Origin of the sequence: Streptomyces sp. SP17BM10 (genome assembly GCF_036322405.1) — a bacterium.
Lineage (GTDB): Bacteria > Actinomycetota > Actinomycetes > Streptomycetales > Streptomycetaceae > Kitasatospora.
In genome coordinates this window covers 124,220-140,439 of the sequence record NZ_JAQYXB010000680.1, presented here as the reverse complement: position 1 = coordinate 140,439, position 16,220 = coordinate 124,220, and the positions used below count along the sequence as shown (strand labels likewise).

Annotated in this window: 16 protein-coding genes; 11 read left to right on the top strand and 5 right to left on the bottom strand. The window is 72.8% G+C overall.

Annotated elements, in window-relative coordinates:
• The first annotated feature begins 24 nt into the window (after positions 1–24).
• On the top strand, positions 25–1,851 hold the full coding sequence (gene glmS / locus PUR71_RS38770) for a glutamine--fructose-6-phosphate transaminase (isomerizing) (RefSeq protein ID WP_329931983.1): 1,827 nt from the start codon (positions 25–27) through the stop codon (positions 1,849–1,851).
• Positions 1,852–1,964: 113 nt separating this feature from the next.
• Here glmS and PUR71_RS38765 read toward each other — a convergent pair whose 3' ends face one another.
• Complete coding sequence (locus PUR71_RS38765; RefSeq protein WP_329932050.1) at positions 1,965–3,299, bottom strand: amino acid permease; 1,335 nt, start codon at positions 3,297–3,299, stop codon at positions 1,965–1,967.
• 213 nt (positions 3,300–3,512) lie between these two features.
• Here PUR71_RS38765 and PUR71_RS38760 point away from each other — a divergent pair, with 213 nt between their 5' ends.
• From PUR71_RS38760 to PUR71_RS38720, 9 genes are all read left to right on the top strand, one after another.
• Positions 3,513–4,031: a flavin reductase family protein gene (locus PUR71_RS38760; RefSeq protein ID WP_329931982.1), complete on the top strand. Its 519-nt coding sequence runs from the start codon at positions 3,513–3,515 to the stop codon at positions 4,029–4,031.
• Positions 4,028–4,504: a chorismate mutase gene (locus PUR71_RS38755; RefSeq protein ID WP_329931981.1), complete on the top strand. Its 477-nt coding sequence runs from the start codon at positions 4,028–4,030 to the stop codon at positions 4,502–4,504. Before PUR71_RS38760 ends, PUR71_RS38755 begins: the two co-directional genes overlap by 4 nt.
• A 63-nt stretch (positions 4,505–4,567) precedes the next feature.
• Positions 4,568–6,049: an FAD-binding oxidoreductase gene (locus PUR71_RS38750; RefSeq protein ID WP_329931980.1), complete on the top strand. Its 1,482-nt coding sequence runs from the start codon at positions 4,568–4,570 to the stop codon at positions 6,047–6,049.
• 58 nt (positions 6,050–6,107) lie between these two features.
• Positions 6,108–7,304 (top strand): acyl-CoA dehydrogenase family protein, encoded by a 1,197-nt coding sequence (locus tag PUR71_RS38745; RefSeq protein WP_329931979.1) that lies wholly within the window; start codon positions 6,108–6,110, stop codon positions 7,302–7,304.
• 71 nt (positions 7,305–7,375) lie between these two features.
• A complete protein-coding gene (locus PUR71_RS38740) occupies positions 7,376–8,401 on the top strand; it encodes a methionyl-tRNA formyltransferase (RefSeq protein WP_329931978.1) in 1,026 nt (341 codons plus the stop codon).
• A 14-nt stretch (positions 8,402–8,415) separates the two neighbouring features.
• Positions 8,416–9,009: a quercetin 2,3-dioxygenase gene (locus PUR71_RS38735; protein WP_329931977.1), complete on the top strand. Its 594-nt coding sequence runs from the start codon at positions 8,416–8,418 to the stop codon at positions 9,007–9,009.
• 3 nt (positions 9,010–9,012) lie between these two features.
• Positions 9,013–10,221, top strand: coding sequence for an MFS transporter (locus PUR71_RS38730; protein ID WP_329931976.1), 1,209 nt, complete (start codon positions 9,013–9,015; stop codon positions 10,219–10,221).
• Positions 10,214–10,975, top strand: a complete 762-nt coding sequence (locus tag PUR71_RS38725; RefSeq protein WP_329931975.1) for an SDR family NAD(P)-dependent oxidoreductase — start codon at positions 10,214–10,216, stop codon at positions 10,973–10,975. The genes PUR71_RS38730 and PUR71_RS38725 overlap by 8 nt, the downstream gene beginning before the upstream one ends.
• A 151-nt stretch (positions 10,976–11,126) precedes the next feature.
• Positions 11,127–12,269, top strand: coding sequence for an acyltransferase family protein (locus PUR71_RS38720; protein ID WP_329931974.1), 1,143 nt, complete (start codon positions 11,127–11,129; stop codon positions 12,267–12,269).
• Positions 12,270–12,475: 206 nt separating this feature from the next.
• Here the strand turns inward: PUR71_RS38720 and PUR71_RS38715 are convergent, their stop codons facing one another.
• Positions 12,476–13,174 carry a TetR/AcrR family transcriptional regulator gene (locus PUR71_RS38715; RefSeq protein WP_329931973.1) on the bottom strand — a complete coding sequence of 233 codons (699 nt, stop codon included), beginning with the start codon at positions 13,172–13,174 and terminating at the stop codon, positions 12,476–12,478.
• Between the two features lie 212 nt (positions 13,175–13,386).
• Here PUR71_RS38715 and PUR71_RS38710 point away from each other — a divergent pair, with 212 nt between their 5' ends.
• Positions 13,387–14,850: an MFS transporter gene (locus PUR71_RS38710; RefSeq protein ID WP_329931972.1), complete on the top strand. Its 1,464-nt coding sequence runs from the start codon at positions 13,387–13,389 to the stop codon at positions 14,848–14,850.
• Positions 14,851–14,944: 94 nt separating this feature from the next.
• Here PUR71_RS38710 and PUR71_RS38705 read toward each other — a convergent pair whose 3' ends face one another.
• The 3 genes from PUR71_RS38705 to PUR71_RS38695 all read right to left on the bottom strand — a co-directional run bounded on the left by PUR71_RS38705 (position 14,945) and on the right by PUR71_RS38695 (position 16,218).
• On the bottom strand, positions 14,945–15,346 hold the full coding sequence (locus tag PUR71_RS38705; protein WP_329931971.1) for an Imm7 family immunity protein: 402 nt from the start codon (positions 15,344–15,346) through the stop codon (positions 14,945–14,947).
• Between the two features lie 40 nt (positions 15,347–15,386).
• The gene (locus PUR71_RS38700) at positions 15,387–15,932 is read right to left on the bottom strand and encodes a hypothetical protein (RefSeq protein ID WP_329931970.1); all 546 of its coding nucleotides are present in this window, start codon (positions 15,930–15,932) and stop codon (positions 15,387–15,389) included.
• Positions 15,933–16,044: 112 nt separating this feature from the next.
• Entirely contained in the window at positions 16,045–16,218 is a 174-nt protein-coding gene (locus PUR71_RS38695) for a hypothetical protein (protein WP_329931969.1), read from the bottom strand.
• Positions 16,219–16,220 lie beyond the last annotated feature (2 nt).

Genomic DNA, 16,220 nt, shown 5'->3' with positions numbered 1-16,220 from the left:
GCCTTCCTTCACGAGGAGTCCACCATGTGCGGAATCGTGGCCTACGTCGGCCCCAAGGACGCGACCCCCTTCCTGCTCGAAGGTCTCGCCCGGCTGGAGTACCGCGGCTACGACTCGGCCGGCGTCGCCGTCGCGGGGCGCACCGGCGGCATCAAGCTCCGCAAGGTCAAGGGCCGGGTAGCCGACCTCGCCGCCGCCGTCCCGGCCCGTTTCAAGGGCGCCACCGGCATCGGCCACACCCGCTGGGCCACCCACGGCGTCCCCAGCGACGAGAACGCCCACCCGCACTTCGACAACGCCGAGCGCATCGCCGTCGTCCACAACGGCATCATCGAGAACGCCGACGAGCTGCGCGCCCGGCTCACCGCCGACGGCGCCGTCTTCCGGTCCGAGACCGACACCGAGGTGCTCTCCCACCTCATCGCCGCGCACGCCGCCGAGGGCGTCGAGCTGGAGGAGGCCGTCCGCGCCGCCCTCGGCAAGGTCGTCGGGACCTACGGCATCGCCGTCCTCGACGCCGAGCAGCCCGACCGCATCGTCGTCGCCCGCAACGGCAGCCCGATCGTCCTCGGCATCGGCGAGAAGGAGATGTTCGCCGCCTCCGACGTCTCCGCCCTCGTCCGCTACACCCGCCAGGTCGTGCACCTGGAGGACGGCGAGCTCGCCGTCGTCCGCGCCGACGGCTTCCGCACCTTCACCGAGGACGCCCGCACCACCCACCGCCAGCCGTCCACCGTCGACTGGGAGATCGACTCCTACGACACCGGCGGCTTCGAGCACTTCCTGCTCAAGGAGATCCACGAGCAGCCCGGCTCGGTCGAGCGCACCCTCAGCGGCCGCCTCGACGAGCGCTTCGCCACCGCCCACCTCGGCGGCCTCAACCTCGACGCCCGCGAGCTGCGCGAGATCCGCCGGGTCAAGATCCTCGGCTGCGGCTCCGCCTACTACGCCGGCGAGATGGGCGCCCAGCTGATCGAGGAGCTCTCCCGCATCCCCGCGCACAGCGAGCCCGCCTCCGAGTTCCGCTACCGCAACCCGGTGATCGAGGCCGACACCCTGTACGTGGCCGTCAGCCAGTCCGGCGAGACCTACGACACGCTGGCCGCCGTCCAGGAGATCAAGCGCAAGGGCGGCCGCGTCCTCGGCGTCGTCAACACCGTCGGCAGCGCCATCGCCCGCGAGTGCGACGGCGGCATCTACCTGCACGCCGGCCCCGAGATCTCGGTCGCCTCGACCAAGGCCTTCACCTCGACGGTCGTCGCCTTCGCCCTGCTCGCGCTGCACTTCGGCCGCATCCACGACCTCTCGCCCGCCGACGGCCGGCGCATCGTCTCCGCCCTCAAGGCGCTCCCGGACCAGATCCGCGAGGTGCTCGACCAGAGCGACGCGATCGCCGACCTCGCCGCCGAGTACGCCAAGTCGGCCGGGATGATGTTCATCGGCCGGGTCCGCGGCTACCCGGTCGCCCGCGAGGGCGCCCAGAAGCTCAAGGAGATCTCCTACGTCCACGCCGAGGCCTACCCGGCGAGCGAGCTCAAGCACGGCCCGCTGGCGCTGATCAGCCCCGAGCTGCCGACCGTCGCCCTCGTCCCGGACGACGAGCTCCTCGACAAGAACCTCACCACCCTCGGTGAGATCAAGGCCCGCTCCGGCCGCGTCATCGCCGTCGCGCACCGCCGCCCCGAGGACAAGCTCGCCGACCACTGCATCCTCGTCCCCAAGAGCGAGCCCGAGCTCGACCCGCTGCTCCTCAACATCCCGCTCCAACTCCTCGCGTACCACGCGGCGGTGGCCCTCGGCCGCGACGTCGACAAGCCGCGCAACCTGGCGAAGAGCGTGACGGTGGAGTAGTCGTCCGGCGTCCCGTGAGCGAGCGGACCCCTGGTCGGGGGTCCGCTCGCTGTTTTCACGGGGTGACCTTCACGGAGCGACCTTCACGGAGCGACCTTCACGGGGCGACCGTCCTACGGGGCGACGCGGGTCTCGACGAGTGCTTCCGGCGTCGGGGCCCGGCGGCGTGAGAGGGCCGCGCCGGTGGCGGCCAGAGCGGCCGTGAGAGCTGCGGAGGTCAGGAGTTGGGGGCGCGTGGTCTCGGAGGTGGTCATCAGCAGCATCAGGGTGCCGATCGCCGCGATCACCGCGCGCGTCGTGGCGGGGAAACCCCGGGTGCGGAGCGGGAGTCGGTCCGCCGCTTCGAGCGAGCGGCGCAGGACCAGGTGCGAGCACGCGACCGCCAGCCACATGAAGAGCATCGCCGCGCCCATCGCCTTCGCGAGCAGCGGCAGTGCCGTGCCCGGCGAAAGCGCCTCGGGGACGACCGCGGCGAAGCCGACGGAGGCGGCGGCGACCACCGCGCGGGCCGGTGCGCCCCGGCGGGTGCGGCGGGCCAACGCGCTTGGGGCGTCACCGCTTTCGGCGAGGGAGTGCAGCATGCGCGAGGTGCCGTACAGGTTCGCGTTGAGGGCGGAGAGCAGGGCCACGACGATGACGGCCTGCGTGACGGTGGCGGCGTGCGGGATGCCGAGCCGGCCGAGCGCGGCGACGTACGGGCTCTCGTCGGGCCGGGCGTCGCGCCACGGCAGGAGCAGGACCAGGACGGCCACCGAGCCCAGGTAGAACAGGGCGATCCGCCAGATCGCGGAGCGCACGGCGGTGCGGATGCTGCGGCCGGGGTCCCGGGATTCGGCCGCGGCCATGCCGATGACCTCCATCCCGCCGAACGCGAAGACCACGCCGAGCAGCGCCGTGACGATGCCGGACAAGCCGTTGGGGGCGAATCCGCCGTCACCGGTCAGGTGGGAAAGGCCCGGTGACGCGGTGCCGGGCAGCAGGCCGAGGAGCGCGGCCGCGCCGAAGGCGATGAAGGCGACGATCGCGAGGACCTTGAGCGAGGCGAACCAGAACTCGGCCTCGCCGAAGGTCCGGACGTCGGTGGTGTTGACGGCGGTGAAGACCGTCATCGCGGCGAGGGCGAACGCCCAGGAGGGTACGGCCGGCCACCACGCGTGCAGGATCGCCGCGGCCGCCAGGGCCTCGACGGCGATGGCCACGGCGGTCACCCACGTGTACAGCCAGCCGGTGGTGAACCCGGCCCACGGTCCCAGCGCGCGACGCGCGTAGACCGAGAAGGATCCCGACTCCGGTAGCGCGGCGGCGAGTTCGCCGAGCATGCGCATGACCGCGAGGGCGAGCACGGCGGCCAGTAGGTAGGAGACCAGCACGGCCGGCCCGGCGGCCGCGAGCCCCGCGCCGGAGCCGACGAACAGGCCGGCGCCGATCACCCCGCCGAGCGCCAGCATCGCCAAGTGGCGTGAACGGAGTGCGGCTTGGGCGGTTCGGGCAGGTGAGGAGGTCACGGTTCTCCCATGTCGAAGCGGCTCTCCGAGGTGGTCGCGCTTGACCCGCGCTTGACCAACGTGGCGAGATCTATGTTAGAAAAGCTATCAGCGTTCACAAGTCGCGCTAGCGTTTAGGCAGCAACAAGATTCGCACTACCGTGCGAAGGGGGAGTCATGCCTTCACCGTCCATCACCCGTGCCCGCGGACAGTCCGCGGACCTGCGGGACGTCATGCGCCGCTATCCCACCGGGGTCACCGTCCTCAGCAGCGGCCGCGAGGACACCGCCGTCGCCATGACGGTCAACTCGTTCACCTCGATCTCGCTCGATCCGCCGCGCGTCCTGGTCTCCGTCATGCGGACCGCCCGCGCGCACCCCGTGATCACCGCCAGCCGCCGGCTCGGCATCCACCTGCTCGCCGCCCACCAGGGCGACGTGGCCAAGCTGTTCGCCTCCCGGGAGAAGCCCGCGGGACCCGGCCTGGGCGCCTACCTCGACCGCACCGCCGAGGGGCACGACGTGCTCCCCGGCGCCCTGGCCTCGCTCGCCTGCGAGGTCGAGGACACCTACCCCGGCGGGGACCACGACCTGTTCCTCGCCCGGGTGCTGCACGCCACCTGTACCGAGGAGTCGCAGGACGCCCTGGTCTTCCACCAGGGGCGCTTCACCTCCGCCGCCGCGGACGGGAGTTGAGCCCGGCCGGGGGCGAGGGCACTTCTGCTCCTGCCGGTACTGCCGGTACTGCCTGTAGCGCCGTTACTGTCGGTTCTGCCGGTCGGTCCGGTGCCGCCGGCACTCCCGGGGCGGTCCGCACGATCCGTACGCTCGCCGTCCGCGGCGGCATCGCCGTGCCCGCCGACACCGTGCCCGCCCTCACCCGCGCCACCGAGGACCTGCTCGCCGGCCTGCTGGCCGCCAACCGCCTCGACCGGGCCGACCTGGTGAGCCTGGTGTTCACCATGACGCCGGACCTCACCGCCACCAACCCCGCGCTCGTCCTGCACGAGGCCGGCTGGGAGCTGCCCGCCCTCTGCGCGCAGGACGCAGCCTTCGCCGGAGCCCCGCCCCGCACCCTGCGGGTGCTGGCGCACCTCTCCTGGGACCGGCCCGGCCGGCCCGTCGCCGTCTACCTGGGCGGCGCCGCCCCCACCAAGCCCGCGGCCTGAGGCCTTCTCCCTCCTCCCCGTCACCCCTCCGTGCCGTTCGCACGCACCTTCCGAGGACCAGCCATGCCCGAAACCGCCTCCCGCACCGCGCTCGAAGCGGTCCTGGACACCGTCGCCGCCGCCATCGGCCCCGACCACGTGATCCGCTCCACCGACCCGGCCGAGCCGCTGCCCGCCGAAGCCAACGTCTCCGCCTTCGCCGCCCGCCCCCTGAACGCCGTCCTGCGTCCGGGCAGCGCCGAGGAGGTGCGGTCCGTCGTCCGCGCCTTCGACGAGCGCGGCGGCACCCGGGCCGGCCTGCCCGGCCTGCACACCGTCTCCACCGGCCGCAACTGGGGCCTGGGCTCCAAGGAACCGGCCGTCGGCCCGGTCGTCCGCCTCGAACTCGACCGCCTCGCCGTCGTCCGCAGCCTCGACGTCGACGCCGGCTACGCGGTCGTCGAGCCGGGCGTCACCCAGGCCGCCCTCGCCGCCCGGCTGGCCGGCACCGCCCGGATGCTCAACGTCACCGCCTCCTCCGGCCACACCTCCCTGCTCGGCAACCTCGTCGACCGGGGGGTCGGCCTGCGCCGCCAGCGCACCGAGGACCTCCTCGGCCTCGAAGCCGTGCTGCCCGACGGCCGCCTGGTGCGCACCGGCTGGTGGCCGGACACCTCCGCCGGACGCGCCGTCAACCCGTACGGCCTGGGCCCGAGCACGCTGCACCTGTTCACCCAGTCGCCGCTGGCCGTGATCACCGCAGCCGTCGTCCGGCTGCTGCCGCGCCCCGAGGCGCAGCGCGTGGTCCGGCTCTCCTTCGGCCGGGAGAAGCTGCCCGCGGCCGTGGACCTCATCCGCCGCTGGCGGGCCGGGAACGTGGTGTCCGGCGTCGTGAAGATCTACGACACCGCCTCCACCGCCACCTACGGCGGCGAGAGCGGCCACGGCTACCTCGCCCACCTGTGCGTGGACGCCACCGCCGGCACGCTCGACGCGCTCGCCGGCGCGCTGGTCGAAGAGGCCCGCGCCGCAGGCCTGTTCAGCCGGATCGCGGCGGGGGAGGAACCGGCCGACGACGACACCGTCTCCAAGGTCGTCCAGGCCGCGTACGCGGGCTCGGTGGAGTTCAACGAGGACATGCTCGCCTCCGCCACCGGCACCCGCGCCGACCTCGTCGACGCCGAGGGCAAGGGCTGGATCTTCTTCCTGCCGCTGATCCCCTTCACCGGTGCCGACACCGCACGTGCCCTGGCCCTCCTCGACACCGTGCACGAGGAGACCGGGATCCGCCCCGGCGCCACCGTCAACGCCCTCGACGCCGACGTCATCGACCTCGTCGTCTCCTTCCCGTTCGACCGGGCCACCCAGGCCGGGGCCGCGCACCGTGCGCTCGACCGGGCCTACGCGCTCTTCGCCGGCGCCGGCTGGGCGCCGTACCGGCTGGACTCCGCGCACGGCGGCTGGGGGCGCGAGCACGCCCCGGACGCCGAGAACGCCGCGCTGGTCCTGGACGTCGCGCGCCTCCTCGACCCCAACGGCACGTTCGCGCCCGGCCGTTACCTCTGACGTCACCGACTCCCGCGTGACCGTCACCGACTCCCGAGAACCCCGAAGGACCCGCACCATGACCACCAGCACGACCACCGAAGCCGCAGTCAACGTCCCCGACACCGCCGAGGCGATCCTCGCGCACGCCCGCACCCTCGTCCCGCAGCTGCGCGAGGCGGGCGCCCGGATCGAGCAGAACCGCACCCTGCCCGCCGACATCGTCGACCTCCTGCGCGACGGCGGCGTCTTCCGCGCCGCCATGCCCAAGACCTGGGGCGGCCCCGAGCTCACCTCGATGCAGCAGTGCGAGCTGATCGAGATCCTCGCCACCGGCGACGCCTCCACCGCCTGGTGCGCCATGATCGGCATGGACTCCGGCATCTACTCCGGCTACCTCGACGACGACGTGGCCCGCGAGATGTACCCCACCCTCGACCTCGCCAACTCCGGCTGGATCTACCCACAGGGTCGCGCCGTGCGCGTCGAGGGCGGCTACCGCCTCACCGGCCGCTGGAAGTTCGGCTCCGGTTCGGCCCACTGCGACTGGCTGGGCGCCGGCTGCCTGATCGTCGACGAGGACGGCAGGCCCGAGCCGGACCCTGTCAGCGGCGAGCCCACCCACTGGCGGGTGCTGATCTCCAAGCCGGAGGCCTACACCTTCCACGACACCTGGCACACCACCGGCCTGGCGGGCTCCGGCAGCCAGGACTACTCCTGCGAGGACCTGTTCGTCCCCGAGGAGCGCTCGTTCAGCTTCTCCGACCCGCGCCGCACCGGCCCGCTGCACGCCAGCCCCGACACCATCCTGCGCAAGATGTCCGGCATCCCGCTCGGCATGGCCCGCGCCGCGCTGGACCACGTGCGGGAGCTGGCCGCCCACCGCACGGACCGCGAGACCGGCACCCCGTGGGCGCAGGACCACCGCGTCCAGAGCACCATCGCCCGCCTCGAGGGCGAACTGCTCGCCGCCCGCTCCGGCGTGTACGCGAGCCTGGAGCGCCAGTGGGACGCACTGACCGGCGGCGCCGAGCTGACCGACGACGCCCGGGTGGCCACCGCCATCGCCCGTCGGCACGCCTTCCGCACCGCCCGCGACATCGTGCAGACCCTGTTCGACCTGGTCGGCGGCTCCTCCGTCTACAAGCCCTCGCCGCTGGACCGCTGGCTGCGCGACGCCTGGACGATGAACCAGCACGCCGTCGCCCAGGATTCGATCCTCCAGCTCACCGGCAACGTGCTGCTCGGCGGGAAGTCGACGAGCCCGTTCTTCTAGGCCGGTCCGTTCCGTTCGAACGTCCCCGTCCGGACGGGTTTCACGCCAGACACAGAGAGGTTTCCCGACCCATGGACCGCATCCGCGTCGTCCTGTTCTCGGAAGTCAACTCCAAGCTCGGTTCGCCGTTCCTGAGCATGCTGCACGGCCACCCGCAGGTCGACCTCGTCGCCGTGGTCACCTCCCCGCACGGCAAGCGCTGCTCGTACTTCACCGACGACCCCGAGCAGGTCGACCTGGTCACCCAGGGCGCGGCCCTCGGGGTGCCGGTCCTGCGGCCGGCGTCGGTCAACCGGCCCGAGTTCGTCGAGGAGTTGGAGGGCTACGAGGCGGACTACTTCGTCGTCGCCAACTTCCAGCAGATCCTGCGCGAGCGGCTGCTGTCGCTGCCCAGGGTCACCGCCGTCAACTTCCACCCCTCGCCGCTGCCCGCCTTCGCCGGCCTCGCGCCCTTCTACTGGATGATCCGCGAGGGCGCCACCGAGTCGGCCGTCTCCGCCATCGAGATGGCGCCCGTCCTCGACAGCGGCGACCTGATCATGCAGCACCAGGTGCCGCTGACCGGCCGGGAGACCGCGCTGGACCTGCGCACCGCCCAGGAGCGGGCCAACGTACTGATGCTGCTGGAGCTCATCCCGCAGCTGGCCGCGCGCAGCTACCGCCCGATCGCCCAGGACCCGGCGCTGCGTTCGTACTTCGGCCGGCCCTCGGACGACGACCTGCGACTGGACCTGCGCGCCCCGCTCGCCGTCGTCGACCGCCACGTCCGGGCGGGCTACCGATCGCCGGGCGCCTGGACCGCCGACGAGGCCGGCAGACGGGTGCGCATCCTGTCCGCCGACCCGGAGCCGGCCGGCGCGCCCGACCGGGCGCCCGTGCCCGGCCTCGTCGTGCACGGCGAGCGGGGGCGGGTGTTCGTCGGCTGCGCCGACGGCTGGCTCGAGGTGCTGACCACCGAGTGCGACGGGCGGGAGGTCGCGCCCGCCCGCACCGGGCAACTGCCCGACGGCGCCCTGCTGGCGCAGCCGCCCACCCCTCCGCCCGCCCCTTCCGTCCCGGGTCCCGTTCCCGTGTCCGTTCCCGTCCCCGCTTCCTGAGGTCCACGCACGCCATGTCACTCAACGAACAGCTCCGCAGCGATCACCCGCCGGCCCTCGGCAAGGTCCTGCACGTCCCGGCCGGCCAGGGCCCCTCCGTCTGGCTCAACGGCGACGTCTACACCGTCAAGGTCGACACCGCGCAGTCCGGCGGGACGATCACGCTGCTGGAGGCCTCCGTGCCGCCCGGCGGCGGCCCGCCGGCCCACGACCACCGCAACGAGGACGAGGCCTTCTACCTCCTGGAGGGCGAGTTGGAGTTCTTCGCGGACGGGCAGACCTACGACGTCCGCGCGGGCGACTTCGTCTTCGTCCCCAAGGGCACCGTCCACCGCTTCCGCAACAAGGGCCTGCACGCCGCCAAGCAGCTGCTGATCTTCACGCCCAGCGGCTTCGAGGAGTTCTTCCTCCAGGCCGGCGTCGACGCCCGGCCCGGCGAGCCGATCCCGGTCTTCGACCCGGCCGACAACCCGCGGGCCAAGGCGATCGCCGAGTCCCTGGGGTCGTTCCAAGCCCCTGAGGTCCAGGCCGCCGAGGTCCAGGCCGCCGAGGTCCTGGCCACCGAGCCGGTCGGTTCGCCCCACACCGTCGAGACTGTCGAGGTCTGAGCCGTGCCCTTCGCGATCTACGTCCTGGGCCTGGGCATCTTCACCATGGTGACCAGCGAGTTCCTGGTGGCCGGCCTGATGCCGCAGCTGTCCGAGGACCTCGGTGCCGGCATCCCCCAGATCGGCTTCCTGGTCTCGGTCTACGCCGCGGCCATGGCCATCGGCGGCCCGCTGCTGACCGCCGGTCTGCTGCGGCTGCGCCAGAAGACCGCCCTGATCTGCCTGTACGCCGTCTTCCTCGCCGGGCAGGCGCTCGGCGCCCTCGCCGACGGCTACGCCCTGATGGTCGTGGCCCGTCTCGTCACCGGGGCCGCCTCCGGCGCCTTCTTCGGCGTCGCGCTCGCCATCTGCGTGCGCGTCACCGGCCCCGAGGTGCGCGGCCGGGCCACCTCGATCGTGCTCGGCGGTCTGATGGTCGGCACCGTGCTGGGCCTGCCGCTGTCCCAGCTGGCGGGCGAGCACTACGGCTGGCGGTTCGCCTTCTGGGCGGTCGCCGCGCTGGCCGCGCTGGCCCTCGCCGTCACCCTGGGCGCGGTCCCGGCGCTGCCCAAGGAGGAGTCCGACGGCTCCGACGGCTCCGGCGGCTCCGTCCGCGCCGAGCTGGGCGCCTTCCGCAACGCCCGGCTGTGGGCGGCCTTCGCCACCAGCATGCTGATCATCGGCGCGACCTTCGCCGCGTTCTCGTACTTCGTGCCGATCCTCACCGACGTCACCGGCTTCGCCGCGGGCACCGTCCCACTGCTGCTGGTCGTCTACGGCGCCGCCACCGTCATCGGCAACGCCGTCGTCGGCCGCCTCGCCGACCGGTACACCCTGACGGTGCTCGGCACGGGCCTGGCCCTGAACACCGTGTTCCTGACGGTCTTCGCGCTCGGCGCCGGCAACGCGGCCGTCGCCCTGGCCGCCATGACGGGCATCGGGCTGGTCGGCGTGACGATGAACCCCGCGATGGTCACCCGCGTCATGCGCACCGCCAACGACCGTCCGCTGGTCAACACCGTCCACACCTCCTTCATCACGCTCGGAGTCGTCGTCGGCTCCTGGGTCGGCGGGATCGGCGTCTCGCACTGGGGGCTCCGCGCCCCGTTGTGGACGGGCGCGGCCATGGCCGTGCTCGGGCTGCTGACGCTGGCGCCCGAACTGCTGCGCCGCACGGCCGTGCCCGCCGCCGAACCGTCCTCCACCCCTTCCGAAAGGCCGTCCCATGTCTGACACCGTCATCCGGCCCGCCGAGGACCGGGTCGCCCTCGTCACCGGCGCCAGCCGCGGCATCGGCGCCGAGATCGCCCGCCGCCTCGCCGGCGCGGGCATCAGGGTCGCTCTCACCTACACCCGCGGCGCCGAGGCCGCGCAGGCCGTCGTCGCGGAGATCGAGCGCGCGGGCGGCAAGGCCCTGGCCGTCCGCGCCGACGCCGCCGACCGGGCGGAGCCCGCCGCCGCCGTCGAGGCCACCGTCGCGCACTTCGGACGGATCGACATCCTCGTCAACAACGCCGGCTCCATGGACGTCAGCGGCACCGCGCTGACCGACGTGTCGCTCGACGTCATCGACCGCACCCTGGACGTCAACGTCCGCGGCGCGCTGCTCACCGCCCAGGCCGCCGCCCGCCACCTGCCCGAGGGTGGCCGGATCGTCAACATCGGCTCCTGCCTGGGCGAGCGGGTGCCGGGCGGCGGCATGACCCCGTACGCGGTCAGCAAGGCCGCGATCCTCGGCCTGACCCGGGGCCTGGCCCGGGACCTCGGCCCGCGCGGGATCACCGTCAACCAGATCAGCCCCGGGCCGATCGACACCGACATGAACCCGGCCGACGGCCCCTCCGCCGACTTCCAGCGGGCCGGCACCGCCCTCGGCCGCTACGGCGCACCCACCGACATCGCCGAGGCGGTGGCCTACCTGGTCTCGCCCGGCGCGGCGTTCGTCACCGGCGCCACCCTGGCCGTGGACGGCGGCACGACCGCCTGACGCGCGTCCTCCGAGAAGGGGCCGGGCCATCGGGGATGGCCCGGCCCCTTTCGCGCCCCTTTCAGTCCAACTCCCTTTATTCCTAGGGAAGTTGTCTCCATTCCGTTGCAGGCCGACCGGCCCGCACCCGCTCCGAAGGATCCGACCGCACGTGTCCCGCGTCCTCGCACTCGCGCCAGCACCCGCCGCTACCGGCAGTCCTGTCCTCCCCTCCCGGCTGCCCTCGCTCACCGGGCTGCGCTTCTTCGCCGCCCTCGGCGTGTTCTTCTTCCACAGCTCGCTCACCGGCCCGCCCGCGCTGACCCCGTTCGACGGGCGCGCCCGGGAGATCTGGGCCCGGATCTGGTCGACCACCGGCTCGATCGGGGTGTCGTTCTTCTTCCTCCTGTCGGGCTTCGTCCTGACCCACGCCGCCCGGCCGGGACTGAGAAAGCGGACCTTCTGGCGCCGCCGCGTCGTCAAGCTCTTCCCCAACCACGCCGTCACCTGGGCGCTCGCGATGGTGCTGTTCGCCGCCGCCACCTCGACCTGGCAGCAGTGGCTGCCCAACCTCCTGATGGTGCACGCCTGGTTCCCGTACCTGGACGTCTACCTGTCGGTGAACCCGCCGAGCTGGTCGCTGGCCTGCGAGCTGTTCTTCTACCTCTGCTTCCCGTTCCTGCACGCGCTGCTGCGCCGCGTCGACCCGGCCCGCCTGTGGGCGCTGGCCCTGGTGCTGACCGCCGCGATCGCGCTGGTGCCGGCCGCCGCGTACGGGCTGCTGCCGGGTGGCACGACGCCCAACGGGTTCCCGGTCTCCGCCGAGCAGTTCTGGGCCGTCTACATGTTCCCGCCGGTGCGCACCCTGGAGTTCGCACTCGGCATCGTCACGGCACTGATCGTCGCGGCGGGGAAGCTGCCCCGGATCGGCGTGCCGGCGGCGTCCGCGCTCGCGCTGGCGGCCTGGATCGGCTCGATGAACGTGCCGTGGCTGTACTCGCACAGCGCCGTGACGGCGCTGCCGCTGGCCCTGCTGATCGCCGCCATCGCGGTGCGGGACCTCGGCGGCGCCGGCTCGGTGCTGCACCACCCGGCGCTGCTGTGGCTGGGCGAGGTGTCCTTCGCGTTCTACATGGTGCACGGGACGGTGATCACGTCCGTGAAGCAACTCATGGGCTTCGAGCGGTCGTTCGCCGTCTGGCAGGGCGCGGCGATCGTCGTGCTGTACCTCGGCCTGAGCCTGGCGCTGGCGTGGCTGCTGTACGCGGTGGTCGAGAAGCCGGCGATGCGGGCCTGGTCGCGCTCGCGGCGCTGACGCTGTGGTGACGGGGCGTCGTTCGAGGTGCTGACACCGTCGTGACGGGGCGCCGTTCGAGGCGCTGCTGCGGGGCCGGTCGTCGCGCGGGCCCGCACCCGCTCGCCGTACGACCGGCCCTCGCTTTATGTGAAGGGTAAACCGTTAGGATTGTTTCCTAAAGATTATGAGGCCTCGTCGAGGAAATAGGGAATATTCCCAGGTGGCTACTCGCTGATGCCGAGCATTTCAACGATGGCGTCCACCTCGCGCCGATAGACCTCCGCCGGATCGTTGATCTGCTGCCCGAGGTGGCCGAACACCTCCAGTGCCACCGGTCCGTACATCCGCCCCCAGATCCGCAGGCTCACCCCGAGTGCCTGCGGGGACAGGTGGGGGAACTGCTCGCGGGCCGGGCCGGACAGCGACTCGTGGAAGTCCGACCACCTCGCCTCGCCCTCGCGCAGTGCCGCCGGCGCGTGCTCCCACGCTCCGTCGACCACGTCCAGCACCGTCATGCAGCACCGCCGGGCCGCCGCGGCGACCTCCTCGGGCGGGGTGAACCCGGGGAGGCCGTCCCCGTAGATCAGCCGGAACGCCGCCGGATTCTTGACCGACCAGGTGCGGAAGGTGTCGCACACGGCACGCACCCGACGGGCCGTCTCCCCGTGCGGCAGGGCGGCCAGGGCGGCTTCGTGCGAGTCGGCCAGCTCGTTGTAGGCGTCCGCCGCGAGGGTCGAGATCAGCTGGTCGCGGGTGTCGAAGTAGCCGTAGAGGGCTGCGGCCGTCATGCCCAGCTCGCGGGCGATCCCGCGCAGGGTGATGCCCGCCGGGCCCGCCTCGGCCAAGGCCTTCAGGGCAGCCTCCTTGATCTCGGCGATCGTCTGCTGGCGGAGCCGCGCGCGGCGGGTGGGTTTCGTGTCCATGCTGCTGTCCTCCGGGTCGGTGGCAGAACTATACGGCGTTTTGTTTGGAGCGTACTCCTGCTAGAGTAAACACCGTTAAGAAGCTGAGCACCGTTCGGTGCGGGCTTTATTCCGCACGTGTGCTTTCCGTGCGAGCCCTGTGCCGACTTCGTTCTCACCTCGTCCTCGTCTCGTCCCACGCCGTTCCCACGTCGTCCCCAACGGGAGTAACCATGTCTGCCACGGCCCCTGCCCGCAGAGCGGGAATCACCCTTTTCCTGCTCGCCTTCGCGCAGTTCATCGTCACCGTCGACTACAACATCGTGTATGTGGCGCTGCCCGACATCGGTCGGGCGCTGGGCTTCTCCGCCCAGTCCCTGCAGTGGGTCGTCTCCGCCTACGCCGTCTCCTTCGGCGGCCTGCTGCTGTTCGGCGGCCGCGCCGTGGACCGCATCGGCGCCCGCCGCCTCTTCCTCGCGGGCCTGAGCCTGTACGCCGTCTCCTCCCTGGTCGGCGGCATCGCGACCGGACAGGGCGTCCTCATCGGCGCCCGCGTCGTGCAGGGCGTCGGCGGCGCCCTCCTCTTCCCCGCCGTCCTCGCCCTCATCGCCACCTCCTTCGACGGACAGGCCCGCATCAAGGCCTTCGGCGTCTGGGGCATGGCCGGCTCGCTCGGCCTCGCCGCCGGCGCCCTCCTCGGCGGCGTCCTCACCGACCTCGCCTCCTGGCGCTGGGTGTTCTTCATCAACGTGCCGTTCGCGCTGGCCGTCCTCATCCCGGCTCCGAAGGTCCTGCGCCCGGACCCGGCCGTCCGCAACCGCGGCGGCTTCGACCTGCCCGGCGCCCTGCTCGCCACCGCCGGCATCTCCGCCGTCGTCTTCGGCCTCGTCACCGGCCCCGAGGACGGCTGGCTCAGCCCCACCCCGCTCACCGCGCTGCTCCTCGGCGCCGCGCTGCTCGTCGCCTTCTTCGTCACCGAGGCCCGCACCCGCGACCCGCTCATGCCGCTGCGCCTGCTGAGCAACCGTCCGCTCGTCGTGGCCATGGCCGTCGTCTTCGTCTTCCAGACCGGCCTGTCCGGCGGCTACTACGTCTTCACCACCTACATCCAGCCCGTCCTCGGCTACACCCCGCTCCAGGCCGGCCTCGCCTTCCTGCCGCTCACCCTGGTCTCGATGGTCGGCGCCGGCCAGCTCGCCCCGAAGTTCATGCAGCGCTTCGGCATGCGGGCCACCCTCGCCACCGGCATGGCCGTCAACGGCGCCGGCATCGCCCTGACCGCCGCCGTCATGACCACCGGCGGCTCCTTCCTCGCCCTGCTCCCCGGCTCCGTCCTGTGGGGCCTCGGCGGCGGCCTGGTCTTCGTCTCCGTCTTCGCCTCCGCCGGCTCCGGCGTCGCCCCGGAGGAGCAGGGCGTCGCCGGTGCCATGGCCTCCACCGCCCAGCAGGTCGGCGGCGCGGTCGGCCTCGCGGCCCTGGTCGCGGTCGCCAACTCCACCTTCACCGGCACCTACGCCACCGCCGCCAAGGAGGACGTGGTCGAGGGCCTGCGCACGGCGGGCATCGCCGGCGGCGTCCTGCTGATCCTGGGCGGCCTGCTGGCCCTGGCCCTCAAGAAGCAGTCCCCGGCGGCCGACGCTGCTGCGGAGGCCTCCGACACCGAACTCCCTGCGCAGCAGCAGTCGGTGGGCGTCTGACCCCCAGCCCCACCACCCCATGACTCCGGTCCCGGAGCGGCCTCCCCCGTAGCCGCCCCGGGGCCGGACATGTGCGTGGCCGAAGGCGGCGCCCCTAACCCGGGTACGGGTCCTCCAGGACGGGGATGCACGGTGACAGCAGCGGTTCCGTGTGCGTGCTCAGCCGGCCGCGGACCATGCGGATGACGGTGACCTCGTTCTCCCGGTCCGGCTCCTCGTCGTCGCGGACGTGCAGCAAGCCGTAGGAGCCCGGCGCCAGTTGGCCGACCTCGCGGAAGAACGCCACGATCGAGTCGTCGCGGTGGTTCGGACAGCCGCCGAGGTGGACGAAGGCGCCGGCGTTCATCCAGCGGAGGTCCACCAGGTAGGGGCTGTCGAGCTCCCGGATGCGCTCGTCGATGCGCTCGACGATCAGGCGCAGGCGCGCGTCGTCGTGGGAGCCGTCGTCGGCGTCGGCGCTCTCCAGGACGTTGATCCAGCCGTGGTACTCGAACATGCGGCGCAGCGTACCGCTCGGCGGCTCCGCACCCCGTGGTTCATCCGGGGCTGGAGCGGGGCGGGAGATCCCGGCCGAGCGCGACGAGGGCCGGGGCGGGGACCCCGTACGTGAACACCCGGTCGGCGTCCCGGGTGTGCTGGACGGCGGTATCCAGCACACCCGGGAACCGCGTCCGCGTACACGTGCGCTGCTGGAACGCCGCGACCCACTCCGCGGCCATCCCGACCCCCGCGTACGCCAGCGCCCGCCCGTCCCGCCACGTCGGATCCAGCGCCCGCCCCTCCTCGTCCGCACACCAGGCGCGCCGCGTCACCACCCCGCCGTCCCCCAGGACGAACCCCTCCACGTACACCAGCCCGGCAGGCTTCAGCGCGATCCGCCACGCGTTGCGGAAGCAGTCGCCCCCGTCACTGCGCCGCGGCAACCCCGCCGGCCACCCGCACGGTTCCTGCAGCCGCCCCTGCGCCAGGACCACGGCCTCGGCCGACAGCCCACCGCCCGCAGCGCGGGCCCGGGCCCGCAGCGCACGGAGGAGGTCCAACTCGTGGGAGGAGATCGGCAACGCGATCGTGGTGGAGGACACGCGGCCAGTTTTCGCAGCCCCGCCGGGCTTCGCGACCCCGGCTAGCCCGTCCGGTGCGGCGAGGTGTCGCGGCGGGCCCGGCGCGAGGTTTCCATCGACCCGCTCAGCGTCGTCAACGCCGTTCGTCGGCGGGGCCGGTGGCCATGGTGGACGTTCGGCCTGTCAGGGTTCCGGTCAGCCAGGCCATGAAGGCGTCGTCCTCGGCCTCGAAGCTCCATCGCAGCGGGATGCCCTCCTCGCTGACCGCCGGGCCCAGGCCTTCAACTCGGTGACGGCCCTCGACCACGT

What these genes read in the sequence shown, in the direction of transcription:
- glmS (WP_329931983.1), top strand. Translation starts at nt 25, where the DNA reads ATGTGCGGAATCGTGGCCTACGTCGGCCCCAAGGACGCGACCCCCTTC.
- PUR71_RS38765 (WP_329932050.1), bottom strand. Translation starts at nt 3,299, where the DNA reads ATGCTGGCGCTCGGCGGGGTGATCGGCGCCGGCCTGTTCGTCGGCTCC.
- PUR71_RS38760 (WP_329931982.1), top strand. Translation starts at nt 3,513, where the DNA reads ATGCCTTCACCGTCCATCACCCGTGCCCGCGGACAGTCCGCGGACCTG.
- PUR71_RS38750 (WP_329931980.1), top strand. Translation starts at nt 4,568, where the DNA reads ATGCCCGAAACCGCCTCCCGCACCGCGCTCGAAGCGGTCCTGGACACC.
- PUR71_RS38745 (WP_329931979.1), top strand. Translation starts at nt 6,108, where the DNA reads ATGACCACCAGCACGACCACCGAAGCCGCAGTCAACGTCCCCGACACC.
- PUR71_RS38740 (WP_329931978.1), top strand. Translation starts at nt 7,376, where the DNA reads ATGGACCGCATCCGCGTCGTCCTGTTCTCGGAAGTCAACTCCAAGCTC.
- PUR71_RS38735 (WP_329931977.1), top strand. Translation starts at nt 8,416, where the DNA reads ATGTCACTCAACGAACAGCTCCGCAGCGATCACCCGCCGGCCCTCGGC.
- PUR71_RS38725 (WP_329931975.1), top strand. Translation starts at nt 10,214, where the DNA reads ATGTCTGACACCGTCATCCGGCCCGCCGAGGACCGGGTCGCCCTCGTC.
- PUR71_RS38715 (WP_329931973.1), bottom strand. Translation starts at nt 13,174, where the DNA reads ATGGACACGAAACCCACCCGCCGCGCGCGGCTCCGCCAGCAGACGATC.
- PUR71_RS38710 (WP_329931972.1), top strand. Translation starts at nt 13,387, where the DNA reads ATGTCTGCCACGGCCCCTGCCCGCAGAGCGGGAATCACCCTTTTCCTG.
- PUR71_RS38705 (WP_329931971.1), bottom strand. Translation starts at nt 15,346, where the DNA reads ATGTTCGAGTACCACGGCTGGATCAACGTCCTGGAGAGCGCCGACGCC.